This is a genomic window from Achromobacter sp. Marseille-Q4954 (genome assembly GCF_943737025.1).
In the GTDB taxonomy this organism is placed as follows: Bacteria; Pseudomonadota; Gammaproteobacteria; order Burkholderiales; family Burkholderiaceae_B; genus Achromobacter; species Achromobacter bronchisepticus_A.
The window spans coordinates 2,935,211-2,947,749 of record NZ_CALSFQ010000001.1; the positions used below are offsets into that span (position 1 = coordinate 2,935,211).

General features: G+C 67.3%; 13 protein-coding genes. 11 read left to right on the forward strand and 2 right to left on the reverse strand.

Annotated elements, in window-relative coordinates:
* Positions 1-45: 45 nt before the first annotated feature.
* The 11 genes from NGK62_RS13810 to NGK62_RS13860 all read left to right on the forward strand — a co-directional run bounded on the left by NGK62_RS13810 (position 46) and on the right by NGK62_RS13860 (position 10,341).
* Positions 46-957, forward strand: coding sequence for a fumarylacetoacetate hydrolase family protein (locus NGK62_RS13810; RefSeq protein ID WP_251878726.1), 912 nt, complete (start codon positions 46-48; stop codon positions 955-957).
* Between the two features lie 54 nt (positions 958-1,011).
* Positions 1,012-2,196, forward strand: a complete 1,185-nt coding sequence (locus NGK62_RS13815; RefSeq protein ID WP_251878728.1) for an ABC transporter substrate-binding protein — start codon at positions 1,012-1,014, stop codon at positions 2,194-2,196.
* The gene (locus NGK62_RS13820; protein WP_054455060.1) at positions 2,193-3,107 is read left to right on the forward strand and encodes a branched-chain amino acid ABC transporter permease; all 915 of its coding nucleotides are present in this window, start codon (positions 2,193-2,195) and stop codon (positions 3,105-3,107) included. The genes NGK62_RS13815 and NGK62_RS13820 overlap by 4 nt, the downstream gene beginning before the upstream one ends.
* Positions 3,104-4,090, forward strand: coding sequence for a branched-chain amino acid ABC transporter permease (locus tag NGK62_RS13825; protein WP_059377416.1), 987 nt, complete (start codon positions 3,104-3,106; stop codon positions 4,088-4,090). Before NGK62_RS13820 ends, NGK62_RS13825 begins: the two co-directional genes overlap by 4 nt.
* A complete protein-coding gene (locus tag NGK62_RS13830) occupies positions 4,080-4,850 on the forward strand; it encodes an ABC transporter ATP-binding protein (protein WP_118933451.1) in 771 nt (256 codons plus the stop codon). Before NGK62_RS13825 ends, NGK62_RS13830 begins: the two co-directional genes overlap by 11 nt.
* Positions 4,837-5,529: an ABC transporter ATP-binding protein gene (locus NGK62_RS13835; protein WP_118933469.1), complete on the forward strand. Its 693-nt coding sequence runs from the start codon at positions 4,837-4,839 to the stop codon at positions 5,527-5,529. Before NGK62_RS13830 ends, NGK62_RS13835 begins: the two co-directional genes overlap by 14 nt.
* A gap of 81 nt (positions 5,530-5,610) precedes the next feature.
* A complete protein-coding gene (locus NGK62_RS13840) occupies positions 5,611-6,384 on the forward strand; it encodes a GntR family transcriptional regulator (RefSeq protein WP_118933452.1) in 774 nt (257 codons plus the stop codon).
* Positions 6,377-7,261, forward strand: coding sequence for an alpha/beta hydrolase (locus tag NGK62_RS13845; protein ID WP_059377423.1), 885 nt, complete (start codon positions 6,377-6,379; stop codon positions 7,259-7,261). The genes NGK62_RS13840 and NGK62_RS13845 overlap by 8 nt, the downstream gene beginning before the upstream one ends.
* A 31-nt stretch (positions 7,262-7,292) precedes the next feature.
* A complete protein-coding gene (locus NGK62_RS13850; protein WP_059377426.1) occupies positions 7,293-8,207 on the forward strand; it encodes a LysR family transcriptional regulator in 915 nt (304 codons plus the stop codon).
* A gap of 150 nt (positions 8,208-8,357) precedes the next feature.
* Positions 8,358-9,347, forward strand: a complete 990-nt coding sequence (locus NGK62_RS13855; RefSeq protein WP_059377429.1) for a Bug family tripartite tricarboxylate transporter substrate binding protein — start codon at positions 8,358-8,360, stop codon at positions 9,345-9,347.
* A gap of 49 nt (positions 9,348-9,396) precedes the next feature.
* The gene (locus tag NGK62_RS13860) at positions 9,397-10,341 is read left to right on the forward strand and encodes a M14 family metallopeptidase (protein WP_059377431.1); all 945 of its coding nucleotides are present in this window, start codon (positions 9,397-9,399) and stop codon (positions 10,339-10,341) included.
* Between the two features lie 16 nt (positions 10,342-10,357).
* Here the strand turns inward: NGK62_RS13860 and NGK62_RS13865 are convergent, their stop codons facing one another.
* Complete coding sequence (locus tag NGK62_RS13865) at positions 10,358-10,879, reverse strand: lipocalin family protein (protein ID WP_251878730.1); 522 nt, start codon at positions 10,877-10,879, stop codon at positions 10,358-10,360.
* An 81-nt stretch (positions 10,880-10,960) separates the two neighbouring features.
* Positions 10,961-12,532: a glutamate--cysteine ligase gene (gene gshA, locus NGK62_RS13870; protein ID WP_251878732.1), complete on the reverse strand. Its 1,572-nt coding sequence runs from the start codon at positions 12,530-12,532 to the stop codon at positions 10,961-10,963.
* Positions 12,533-12,539: the final 7 nt, after the last annotated feature.

The window sequence follows — 12,539 nt, forward strand, 5'->3', positions numbered from 1 at the left end:
GGCCCGCGCGCTTGACTCAACTCGTCCTGAATCAATGGAGTTCTTATGCGCTTGGTAACTTTTCGCGCTCACCCCACCGCCGCTGCCCGCCTGGGCGCGCTGGCCGAAGGCTATGTGATCGACCTGGCCCTGCTGGGGCGCGCCGGCGGCGTGGACCTGCCTGACGACATGCTGGCTTTCATCGACCTCGGTCCCGTGGCGGTGGCGCAGGCCAGCAAGCTGATGGAGGCCTATCGCGGCAACTGGCCCGTGGGCAGCGCGCTGCCGCAGGAGAACGTCAAGCTGCTGGCGCCGATTCCGCGTCCGCGCAAGAACATCTTCGGCATCGGCCTGAACTACGTGGAGCACGTGGAGGAATCCAGCCGCACGCTGGATACCTCGGCCGACCTGCCCAAGCAGCCGGTGATCTTCTCCAAGCCGCCCACCACGGTCATCGGCCCGGGCGACGCCATCGAGCACAACGCCAAGATCACGCAGCAGTTGGATTGGGAAGTGGAGCTGGCCGTGATCATGGGCCGCCGCGCTTCGCGCGTGGCCGAGGCCGATGCGCTGTCGTACGTGTTCGGCTACAGCGTGATGCTGGACATGAGCGCGCGCGATTGCCGCCGCGCCGGCCAGTGGATCTATTCCAAGGGCATGGACACCTACGCGCCCTTCGGCCCGTGCATCGTGACCGCCGATGAGATCCCGGATCCGCAGGTGCTGGACCTGTGGCTCACGGTCAACGGCGAAAAGAAGCAGGGCTCCAACACGCGCCACATGCTGTTCAAGGTGCCGTTCCTGATCTCGGACATCAGTGCGGGCATCACGCTGGAACCGGGCGACATCATCGCCACCGGTACGCCAGAAGGCGTGGGCGCGGGACGCAAGCCCCAGGAATGGTTGTGGCCGGGCGACGTGGTGGTGGCCTGCGTGGAAGGCATCGGCACGCTGCGCCATCCGGTGGTGGCGGTCTAAAACGCCCGGCCGCCGACGCGGGCGGCGGGCAACGCAGTCTCCAAGGGGAAAAACATGATCAAGAAACAGATACTGGGCGGCGCGTTGTCCGTCGCGTTGGGCGCCGCGGCGTCCATGGGGGCGGCCCATGCCGCGGACCCGGTCAAGATCGGCTTCATCGCCACCTTGTCCACGCCGGCGGGCTACATCGGCGAAGACGAGCGCGATGCGTTCAACCTGGCCATCAAGCAGGGCGGCGGCAAGCTGGGCGGCGTGCCCGTGCAACTGGTGATCGAGGACGACGGCCTGAAGCCCGCCAACGCCAAGCAGGCGGCCGACCGCCTGCTGCAATCGGGCGTCAAGCTCTATACCGGCGTGAACTTCTCCAACGTGCTGGCGGCGGTCGTGCCCAGCGTGGTGAAGTCGGGTGCGTTCTACGTCAGCCTGAATCCCGGCCCGTCGAACTTCGCAGGCGAAAAGTGCGATCCCAATTACTTCGTGGCGTCCTACCAGAACGACGCCTTCCACACGGCCGGCGGCGTGGCGGCCAACGAGCTGGGCTACAAGAAGGTCGTGCTGCTGGCGCCCAACTACCAGGCGGGCCGCGACGCCATCGAAGGCTTCAAGCGCACCTACAAGGGCGAAGTGGTCGCCGAGATCTACACCAAGCTCGACCAGTCGGACTTCTCGGTGGAGCTGGCGCGCCTGCGTTCGCTGGCGCCCGACGCCATCTATCAGTTCCATCCGGGCGGCACGGGCATCAACTTCGTCAAGCAGTACGCGGCGGCCGGGCTGAACAAGAGCATCCCGATGCTGATGCCCAGCTTCTCGATGGATGCGCGCATGATCCAGGCCACGGGCGACGCCTCGGCCGGCGCCTACATCACCGGCATCTGGTCGCAGGACTTCGACAACGCGCAATCCAAGGCCTTCGTGCAGGCGTTCAAGGACGCCTACGGCCGCGTGCCGACGGACTACGCCATGCAGGCCTACGACACGGCGCAGCTGATCGGCGCGGGCCTGAAGGCCACCGGCGGCGACCTGTCCAAGGCCGCGGACTTCCGCGCCGCGCTGCGCAAGCCCGAGTTCACATCGCTGCGCGGCAAGTTCAGCATGAACACCAACCAGCATCCGATCCAGGATCTGTACCTGATGCGCATCGAGAAGGATAGCGACGGCAGCCTGTCGCCGAAGCTGGTCCGCAAGCTGGTGTCCGATGACAAGGACGCCTACGCGCAACTCTGCAAGATGCCGTCATGACGCTTCTGTTTGAACAGCTGCTCAACGGGCTGCAGTTCGGCGCCATGCTGTTCATGCTGGCGGCCGGACTGACGCTGATCTTCGGCATCATGGGCGTGGTCAACCTGACGCACGGGTCGTTCTACATGGTGGGGGCGTATTGCGCGGCCTACGCCATCGGCACCACCGGCTCGTTCCTGGCGGGCGTGCTGGCGGCGTTGCTGGGGGCGGGCCTGTATGGCATTTCCGTCGAAGTGGTGGTGATACGTAAGCTGTACAAGCGGGATCACCTCTACCAGGTGCTGGCCACCTTCGGCCTGCTGCTGTTCTCCAACGAAGCGGTCAGCCTGATCTTCGGCCGGCGTCCGCCGCTGGTGGGCATCCCAAGCTTCCTGGAAGGCGCGGTGACGCTGGCGCCGGGGTTCCAGTATCCGCTGATCCGCCTGTCGTTCATCGCCATAGGCGCGCTGGTGGCCGTGGGCCTGTGGTGGCTGGTCAACCGCACGCGCATCGGCATGCTGATCCGCGCGGGCGCCGACGACCGCGAGATGGTCGACGCGTTGGGCATAGACATCCGCAAGCTCTACACGCTGGTGTTTGGCTTGGGCGCCTTGCTTTGCGGCCTGGCCGGCGTGATGGCCGCGCCGCTGCTGGCGGTCGAAATCGGCATGGGCGAGCGCATCCTGATCACCACCTTCGTGGTCATCGTGATCGGCGGCGTGGGATCGGTGCGTGGCGCGTTGGCCGGCGCGCTGTTGGTGGGCATGGTGGACAGCCTGGGGCGTGCCTTCCTGCCCCAGCTGCTGTCGACGATGTTCTCGCCCGCCACCGCGGACCCGCTGGCGGCAGGCATGGCTTCCGCCAGCATCTATGTATTGATGGCGATCGTGCTGATTGCCAAGCCGGGTGGACTGTTCCCGGCGCGAGGATGAAGATGGCATACACACTTACGAACCGCGCCCGCTGGGGCCTGGCGGGTCTGGCGGTGCTGATCCTGCTGCCGGCCGCGGCGCTTGCCTCGGGCTCGCCGTTCCTGATCGGCGTGGTGACGCGCTTTCTGATCTACGGCCTGGCGGCGGTCAGCCTGGACCTGGTGATCGGCTATGGCGCCATGGTCAGTTTCGGCCATGCCATGTTCTTCGGGCTGGGCGGTTATGCGGTCGGCATCATTGCCTTCCATACTTCGGAAGCCGGCCCGATCTTCGGCTGGGCCGGCAGCAACGCCGCGCTGGTGGTGTGGCCGATAGCGCTCATCGTGTGCGCGCTGGCCGGCTGGCTGTTCGGCTATCTGGCGCTGCGCACGCGCGGCGTGCAGTTCATCATGATCACGCTGGCGTTCGGCCAGATGGTGTACTTCGTGCTGGTGTCGCTGCAGTTCTACGGCGGCGATGACGGCCTGATGATTCCGCAGCGCAATGAGCTGCCCGGCATCAATCTGGAAAGCCCCATGGTTTTCTACTATGTGTGCCTGGCGCTGCTGACCCTGTGGACGCTGCTGTGCATCCGCGTGACCAACTCGCGCTTCGGCATGGTGCTGCAGGCGCTGCGCCAGAGCGAGCGGCGCGCCATCAACCTGGGCGTGGCGCCCACGCCGTACCGGCTCAGCGCCTTCGTGCTGTCGGCGGTGGGCACGGGGCTGGCCGGCGTGCTGTGGGCCAACTATGCCGGGCTGGTGACGCCCGACATGGCGGCCTGGACCAAGTCCGGCGAACTCATGGCCATCGTCATCCTGGGCGGCGTGGGCACCTTGCTGGGGCCGATCGCGGGCGCGGCGGTGTTCCTGGGGCTGGAGCAGATGCTGTCGTCCCTGACCGAGCACTGGCTGCTGTACATGGGGCCCATCCTGGTGCTGGTGGTGCTGTGGGGCCAGAAGGGCCTGTTCGGAAAACTGCTGGAGACGCGCCATGCCGACTGACGCAAGCGCGAGCCTGTTGCGCCTGACGCAGCTGCGCAAGGCCTTCGATGCGGTGGTGGCTACCAACGGCGTGGACCTGGACGTGCGCGCCGGCGAGATCCACGCCATCATCGGCCCCAACGGCGCGGGCAAGTCCACCCTGATCGCGCAGATCTGCGGCGAGATCCGGCCGGATTCCGGCACCATCCACCTGGACGGACAGGACGTGACCGGGCTGCGCGCCTTCGAGCGTGCGCGCCTGGGGCTGGGCCGCTCGTTCCAGATCACCGAGCTGTGCCAGGAATACACCGCGCTGGAGAACGTGATCCTGTCGCGCATGCTCAAGGGCGGCCGCGCCTTCCAGGCCTGGTCCAACCCGCGCCATGATGCGGCGTTGAAGACCGAGGCCATGCAGTGGCTGAAGCATGTGGGGCTGGAGGACCGCCGCCACGTGCGTTCGGCGGACCTGGCGCACGGCGAGAAGCGGCAGCTGGAGCTGGCGGTTGCGCTGGCGCGTTCGCCGCGGTTGCTGCTGCTGGACGAACCCATGGCCGGCATGGGGCCCGAGGAATCGGCGCGCATGACGCGGCTGTTGCAAGGCATGAAGGGCGACTACGGCATCCTGCTGGTGGAACACGACATGGACGCGGTCTTCGCGCTGGCCGACCGCATCAGCGTGCTGGTCTATGGCCGCGTGGTGTTCAGCGGTTCGCCCGAGGAGGTGCGCCGCCATCCGGAGGTGCGCGCGGCGTATCTGGGAGAAGAACATGTTGAAGGTTGAAGGGCTGACTGGCGGCTACGGTTCCAGCAAGGTCCTGTTTGGCATGTCGTTCGAGGCCAGCGAAGGCGAGGTGATCTCGCTGATCGGGCGCAACGGCATGGGCAAGACCACCACGATCAAGACCCTGATGGGCATGCTGCCCGCCACCGGCGGCGCGGTGCAGTTCCGCGGCCAGACGCTGGGCCGTTCCGCGCCCAGCAGCGTGGCGCGCCTGGGGGTGGGGCTGGTGCCGGAGGGCCGGCGCGTGTTCGGTTCACTGACGGTGCAGGAAAATCTGGTGGCGACCTCGCGCGCCGCGCCGGGCGGATGGGACCTGGAGCGCGTCTACACGCTGTTCCCGCGCTTGAAAGAGCGCCGCGGGCAGTCATCGCGCACGCTCTCAGGCGGTGAACAGCAGATGCTGGTGGTGGGGCGCGCGCTCATGACCAACCCCAAGCTCCTGATCCTGGACGAAGCCACCGAGGGGCTGGCGCCGCTGATCCGCCAGGAGATCTGGCGCTGCCTGCGGGCGCTGAAGGCCGAAGGCCAGACCATCCTGGTGATCGACAAAAACCTGCCCGAGATGGCGACGCTGGTCGACCGCCATTACATCGTGGACAAGGGCCGGGTAGCCTGGTCGGGGCGGCCCGCCGAGCTGTCCGCCCAGCCCGAGCTGGCGCAGCGTTACCTGGGTATTTGAGCAGGCCGCGCGGCCCTGGGGCGCGGGTAGAATGGGCCGCGCGCGGATACGCGCCCCGGCTGCAGACATCTGGAGACCATCTTGAAGCCTAGAATCAAAGCTTCCCGCCAGGACGATCCCGGATCGGACGGGAGCGCCGGCGTGGAGGAAATCACGCTGTCCGAGCAGGTCTACCGCCTGCTGCGGCGCGACATCATGCGCGGCGCCTTCGCGCCGGGCCAGTCCTTGCGGCTGGAACTGCTGAAGCAGCGCTACGGCAGCAGCTTCTCTCCCATCCGCGAAGCCCTCAACCGCCTGCGCAGCGAGCGCATGGTCATCAGCACCACGTCGCGCGGCTTCAGCATCGCGCCCTTGTCGGTCGAGGAAATGTGGGACGCCTGTGAAACCCGCATACTGATCGATTGCGACGCGCTGCGCCGCTCGCTGGCCAATGCCGACGACGCCTGGGAAACGCGCCTGGTCGGCGCGTACCATGCGCTGACGCTGGCCGCGCAGCGGGCCGAGGCCGCCGCCGAACCTTCGGAAGAACTGGACGAACTGCTGGAGGCGCGCCACCTGGAATTCCACCACGCGCTGATCGGCGCCTGCCGCTCCCATTGGCTGCTGGACCTGTCCACGCAGCTCTACGCGCAGACCGAGCGCTACCGCCGTCCGGCGCGCGCCGGTGCGACCGCCTACGGGCCGGAGCGCAACGTCGACGACGAACATCGCCAGCTGCTGGACGCCGCCGTTGCGCGCGACGTGGAAGGCTCGGTCGCCATGCTGGCCGCGCACTACCGCAAGACCGCGCAGTTCATCGAACGCATCATTTCCCAGCCCCAATCGCAGCCCACATCGCAGGCCAGGCATGCATAACACCGACATCGATCTCTTCTTTCCCACCATCGCCGAGCGCGAGGTGCAATACAACGCGCGCGAATCGGTGCCGGATTTCGACGCCTGCGTGCGCCGGTATGCCGAGTCCTCGGCGCGGGTGCGCACGCGCCGCCCCGGCGTGCTGGACCTGCGCTACGGCATGGGCCAGGACGAGCGGCTGGACCTGTTCCTGCCCGCCGCCTCGCAGGCGCCGGCGCCGCTGTTCGTGTTCATCCATGGCGGCTATTGGCGCGCGCAGCGCAAGGAAGACGCTCCGGTAATGGCCGAGGCCTTCAACGCCGCGGGCGCCGCGGTGGCTACCCTGGAATACACGTTGGTGCCCGAGGCCACCTTGGGCGAAGTGGTGCGCGAGGTGCGTTCCGCCGTGGCCTGGCTGTATCGCAACGTGGCGGCCTATGGCGTGGATCCCGAGAGGATCTACGTCAGCGGCAGCTCGGCGGGCGGCCATCTGGCCGGCATGCTGGTCGCGCCGGCGTGGCAGGCGCGCTACGGCGTGCCGGACGACGTGATCAAGGGCACGCTGGCGTTGAGCGGGCTGTTCGACCTGCGTCCGCTGTGCGACGTCCTGCCCAACACCTGGCTGCAGCTCACGCCCGAGCAAGCCGCGCATCAAAGCCCGATCTTCCATCTGCCGGAACGCGCGGGTCCGATGCTGCTGGCCGTGGGCGGGTTGGAGACCCAGGGCTTCAAGAACCAGACGGCGGCATACGAAGCAGCCTGGAATGCCGCAGGGCTGGCTTCCACCCGCATCCCGACGCCGCACTGCAACCATTTCGACCTGGTCAATGAGCTGGAAGATCCGGACAGCGATCTGACCCGCGCCACCCTGGCAATGATGGGGCTGGGCGCCAAGTGAAGGGCCGGCCGATGGCGTAAGCTTGACGTCCATGGCCGACCTGAAACTCCTTGAAGATCTGATTGCCCTGGCGCAGACCGGCAGCTTCGTGCGTGCGGCCGAGCTGCGCCACGTCACCCATCCTGCGTTCGGACGGCGCATCCGCGCGCTGGAGGCCTGGGCCGGCGCGCCATTGATCGAACGTCAGCGCCTGCCTGTGGTCCTGACCGCCGAAGGCGAGGCCTTGCTCAAGACGGCGACGCAGGTGGTGGAGCAGATGGCGCAGGTGCGTCATCGCATCCGCAGTTTCGGCGCAGGCGGCGAGGCGGTGCTGCGCATCGCCACCGGCCGCAGCCTGGCCCGGACGCTGGTGGCCGACTGGATTGCGCGCCTGCGCCACCGCACGCCCAAGGTGTTGACCGAGGGCACGCAGGTCGAGCTGTCCACCGGCATGATGCAGGACATGGCGGCCCGGCTGGAACAAGGCCGGGTGGACCTGCTGTGCTGCTATGAGCATCCGGCTCTGTCCGTGCAGCTGAGCCCAGGACGCTACCGCTACATGACCTTGGGCACCGACAAGCTCGTGCCCGTCAGTCAGGCGGATTCACGCGGCCGGCCCCGTTACGTGCTGCAGGAAGGCGGTCCGTCCGTGCCCTTGATCACCTATGCGGGCGGCCTGGCCATGGAGCGCATCGTGGGAGACCGCCTGGAGGCCACGCCCTACGCCCTGGCGCCATTTCTGCGCAGCGATTCGCTGGACGCGGCGCATGGCGCGGTTGCCAAGGGCCTGGGCGTGGCCTGGCTGCCCTGGTCCATGGTGGCGGCGGATTGCCGCCGCGGCGCGCTGGCCGCCCTGGGCGGCCGCAGCGAGGAAATCTCGTTCGAGGTGCGGCTGTACCGGTCGCGGGCGCGCCTGGCTGACCTGGCCGAAGCGGCCTGGGAAGCCACGGCCAGCCGCAAGGCCTGAAATCCGCTGGTCGCGCGCCAGGCGTGTGCCGAATCCGCACGGCAATGTGTCGATTCGGCACGAAATATCCCTGGTGTACGCCCGAGAATAGCTCCCGAAACATCAAATGAGACGGCGCCGCCGTCCGCCTCAGCACCCCAGGGAGAAAACATGAAATCCGTCCTGCATCCGTTGCGCGGCGCGCTAGCCGCTATCTGTGCCGTCTCTGCGCTGGCCGCGGCGTCTTCCGCCCACGCCGAGTATCCCGAACGCGCCATCTCGCTGGTGGTCGGCTACCCGGCGGGCGGCAGCGTGGACCTGACCGCGCGCCTGTTCGGCGAAGAGCTGGCCAAGCGCCTGGGCCAGAGCGTGGTGGTCGAGAACGTGGGCGGCGCCGGCGGCACCATCGGCGCGCAGCGCGTGGCGCGCGCCGCGCCCGACGGCTACACGCTGCTGCTGGGCTCCACCAATGAAATGGTCATCGCCAGCATGATCAACAATGCGGTCAAGTACGACAGCGTGAAGGACTTTTCGCCGTTGGGCGTGATTGCCTCGCAGCCCATGCTGCTGGCCGCCAGCAAGAATTCGGGCGTGAAGACCGCCGCCGAGTATCTGCAGAAGCTGCGCGCCGCCGCGCCCGGCAGCTTCAACTACGGTTCTTCCGGCGTGGGCACGACCCTGCACCTGGCCGGCGAAATGATCAACCAGTCGACCGGCACGCGCGCCGAGCACGTGCCGTACCGCGGCGTGGCGCCGCTGGTGACGGACCTGATGAGCGGCCAGCTGGACTACGGCATGCTGGTGCTGTCCTCGGGCCTGCCGCAAGTGCGCGCCGACAAGATCGTGGCGCTGGGCGTGACCGAGAAGAAGCGTTCGCCGGTGGCGCCGGACCTGCCTGCCTTGGCTGAAACCCCGGGGTTCGAATCCGTGGACATCAGCGTCTGGTTCGCGCTCTATGGCCCGGCCGGCCTGCCGGAGCCGGTGGCGGCCAAGCTGCGCAGCGCGCTGGCCGAGACGCTGAAGTCGGAGCAGTTCCGCGCCAAGATGCAGGAAGCCGGCGGCGTGCTGTCGCAACCGGGCCTGGACCCGGCGGCCTATCAGGCCGAGGAAACCAGGAAGTACGGCGCGCTGGTCAAGGCCGCCAAGATCGAAGCCCAGTGATTCGAAACCGGATCATCGCAACACCCTAGCACCGCAGCGGACGACATCCATGGAATTCAAGCTTCCCGTACCCGACCTGAGCGCCGAGCGCGCCGGCAATACCGGCACCCCAGGCGTGTGGCATTTCGATTCAGGCCTGCCGGGGCGCGCGTTGATGCTGTCCGCGCTGGTGCACGGCAACGAGCTGTGCGGCGCCTGGGCCTTGAAGGACCTGCTGGCGGCGGGCCTGCGGCCGCGCCGCGGCAGCCTGACGCTGGCGTTCTGCAATCTCGATGCGTTCGACCGTTTCGACCATGCCAACCACGATGCGTCGCGCTTCGTCGCCGAGGACATGAACCGCGTCTGGAGCGCCGAGCGCCTGGACAACCCCACGACGCCGGACCGTCGGCGCGGCGCCGAACTGCGTCCCTGGGTGGAGCGCGCGGATTGGCTGCTGGACCTGCACTCCATGCATGAACCGGGCGCGCCTTTGCTGCTGACCGGCGTTCTGCCGCGCAACATCGCGCTGGCGCGCAGGCTGAAGGCGCCGCAGCACGTGATTGTGGACGCGGGCCACAAGGACGGCGTGCGCATGCGCGACTTCGGCCAGTTCGGCGATCCGGCCCGCGAAGACGCCTGCGCCTTGCTGATCGAATGCGGTTTCCATGGCGAGCTGGCTGCGCGCGACGTGGCGCGCGACATGGTGGCGCGCATGTTGCTGGAATCGGGCGTGGCGGATGCGGCGGACGTGCCGGCGGGCTGGCTGTTGCCGGATGCCGAAAACCAGCGCGTGCTGGAAGTGACGGACGCGGTGGTCGCGCCGTCCATGGACCTGCGCTTCTCGCAGCCCTGGACGGGCCTGGAGACGTTTGAGCGGGCCGGTTCGACGATAGGCTGGGCCGACGGCCAGCCCATCGTGACGCCGTACGATCAATGCACGCTGGTCATGCCGTCGTTGCGGCAGCTGAAGCCGGGCGTAACGGTGCTGCGGCTGGCACGCGATTACGCGGGATAGAGCGCCGCAGCGCGTCTTACTTCTGAGGCGTAAACCGCAGTTCGTCCAGTTGATAGCCCTGGGCCTTGGCCGCATCCAGGGCCTTGTCCAGTTCTTCCTTGGGCAGCTGCGGCGAGCGCGACAGGATCCACAGGTATTTCCGGTCCGGGGTCCCGACTACCGACCAGCGGTATTCGGGGTCCAGGCCGATGACCCAGTAATCGCCCTTGAACGGCTTGAAGAACGAGACTTCCAGCTTGGCGTTGTTGCTGCCTTCCACCACGTTGGCGGTGCCCGAGGCGGAATCGATGTCGCCATCCTTGGTGCGGCAGCGGTTGTTCACGCCGACCGTGCCGTCGGTATGCGCGGTGTATTCAGCGGTGGTGTCTCCCACGCAGTCGCGCTGGAAGAACATGGGGAAATTCGCGATCTCGTACCACATGCCTGCGTAACGCTTCAGGTCCACCGATTCCACGGTTTGCATGGGCGGCGGTGCGGCATGGACTACCCCCGCCACGCTGGTGGCCAAGGCCAACAGGAATGTTGCGGTGCGGCGCATGGGGAAAACCTCCTGATGTGACAGAGCGGTCCGCGCCGGCCGGCAGGCGGTCGGCGCGGATCAAAACCCTAACGATACGCCTTATTTGCGCGGGGCCTTCAGCGCGGCGTGGTAGCGGGCCACATAGGTATCGAAATCCTCGGTGTCCGATTGCTCCAGGCGCAGCTGTTCCGCCGTGGATTGCGCGGCGGCCTGTTCATAGGCTGCCGCCAGGTCGGCGGGCAAGGCCTGGGCGCGCAGCGCGTCGGCATGCTTGCGGCTGAGGTCCAGCGAATAGTCATGGAACGACAGGCCGCTGTCGGTCAGCGAAGCCAGCAGGCGCGCCGACGGCGTGGAGTCGGGCTGGTCGAGCTTGGCGCGCTGGGCCGCCAGGGCCTCGGCATAGGCGCTGCCGCCCAGGGCGGAGTCGAACAGCGCGGCGTATGGCGCGATCTGGTCCAGCAGTTCGTGGCCCCATTGCGCCAGGCCGATGGGCTGGCCTTCGCGGTCCAGCGTCAGGCCGGGCTTGCGGCCTTCCTTGACGACGGTCGAGAAGTTGTCGGCGCTGCGCTGACAGTAGCCGTTGGCGGGGAAGAAGGGGCTGTCGGATGCGGTGCAGAACAGCAGGAAGGCGTCGACGAAGCGGCTGGTGCTGGCGTCGATGCCGACCGGCGAGTTCGGGTCGATATCCAGGCAGCGTACTTCAACGTACTGCACGCCGCGTTCGGCCAGCGCCGTGATCGGGCGTTCGCAGCGGCCGGTGGCGCGCTTGGGGCGGATGCTCGAGTAGTACTCGTTTTCGATCTGCAGCACGTTGGTGTTGAGCTGGATCCATTCGCCGTCGCGGTGGGTGCCGATCTTCTGGTAGTCGGGCCAGGGCTGGGTAACGGCGTCGTACAAGCGGCCCAGGAACGTGTCCAGGTCGTTGTAGCAGAGCTTGAGCTGCGACTGCGCCTTGTTCTGGTAGCCCAGGTCGCTCATGCGCAGGCTGGTGGCATAGGGCAGGTACAGCGTGCTGTCATCCAGCTTTTTCAGCGGATGTTCGCGCCCGCGCAGGAAGTCGCTGGACAAGGCCGGGGCGGCGCCGAACAGGTACATCAGCAGCCAGGAATAGCGCGTGAAATTGCGGATCAGGCCGATGTAGCCGCGCGAACGCCGGTCCTGGACGCTACCGGGCTGCGTGTCCAGCACGGACCACAGGTCTTCGGCCAGCGAGAAGTTGTAGTGCACGCCGGCGATGCATTGCATGGTCTTGCCGTAGCGCACGGCCAGGCCGCGGCGGTACACGTGCTTGAGCATGCCGGTGTTGGACTTGCCGTACCAGGCGATGGGGATGTCCGCTTCGGGCGGCAGCGTGGCGGGCATGGACTGGTTCCAGATCAGTTCATGGTCCAGCACGCTGTAGACGTGGCGATGGGTGTTGGTCAGTTCGGCCAGCAGCGCGTCGACGTCCTTGTGCGTGCCCGTGATGAGTTCGAGCAGGGATTCGGAGTAGTCGGTGGTGACGTGTTCGTTGGTCAGCGCGGATCCCAGGCCGGCGGGGTGCGGCTTGCGGGACAGGACACCTTGTTCGTCCACGCGCAGGCCTTCCTTTTCGATGCCCCGCAGGGTCTGGGTCAGCAGCGATCGGTTGGCCTCCAGGCGGGAGAGGCGGTTGGCGGCAGTATCAGTCACGGGTTCT

Excerpts from the sequence above, each read along its gene's own strand:
- NGK62_RS13810 (WP_251878726.1), top strand. The coding sequence starts at position 46 with ATGCGCTTGGTAACTTTTCGCGCTCACCCCACCGCCGCTGCCCGCCTG.
- NGK62_RS13815 (WP_251878728.1), top strand. The coding sequence starts at position 1,012 with ATGATCAAGAAACAGATACTGGGCGGCGCGTTGTCCGTCGCGTTGGGC.
- NGK62_RS13820 (WP_054455060.1), top strand. The coding sequence starts at position 2,193 with ATGACGCTTCTGTTTGAACAGCTGCTCAACGGGCTGCAGTTCGGCGCC.
- NGK62_RS13825 (WP_059377416.1), top strand. The coding sequence starts at position 3,104 with ATGAAGATGGCATACACACTTACGAACCGCGCCCGCTGGGGCCTGGCG.
- NGK62_RS13830 (WP_118933451.1), top strand. The coding sequence starts at position 4,080 with ATGCCGACTGACGCAAGCGCGAGCCTGTTGCGCCTGACGCAGCTGCGC.
- NGK62_RS13835 (WP_118933469.1), top strand. The coding sequence starts at position 4,837 with ATGTTGAAGGTTGAAGGGCTGACTGGCGGCTACGGTTCCAGCAAGGTC.
- NGK62_RS13845 (WP_059377423.1), top strand. The coding sequence starts at position 6,377 with ATGCATAACACCGACATCGATCTCTTCTTTCCCACCATCGCCGAGCGC.
- NGK62_RS13850 (WP_059377426.1), top strand. The coding sequence starts at position 7,293 with ATGGCCGACCTGAAACTCCTTGAAGATCTGATTGCCCTGGCGCAGACC.
- NGK62_RS13855 (WP_059377429.1), top strand. The coding sequence starts at position 8,358 with ATGAAATCCGTCCTGCATCCGTTGCGCGGCGCGCTAGCCGCTATCTGT.
- NGK62_RS13860 (WP_059377431.1), top strand. The coding sequence starts at position 9,397 with ATGGAATTCAAGCTTCCCGTACCCGACCTGAGCGCCGAGCGCGCCGGC.
- NGK62_RS13865 (WP_251878730.1), bottom strand. The coding sequence starts at position 10,879 with ATGCGCCGCACCGCAACATTCCTGTTGGCCTTGGCCACCAGCGTGGCG.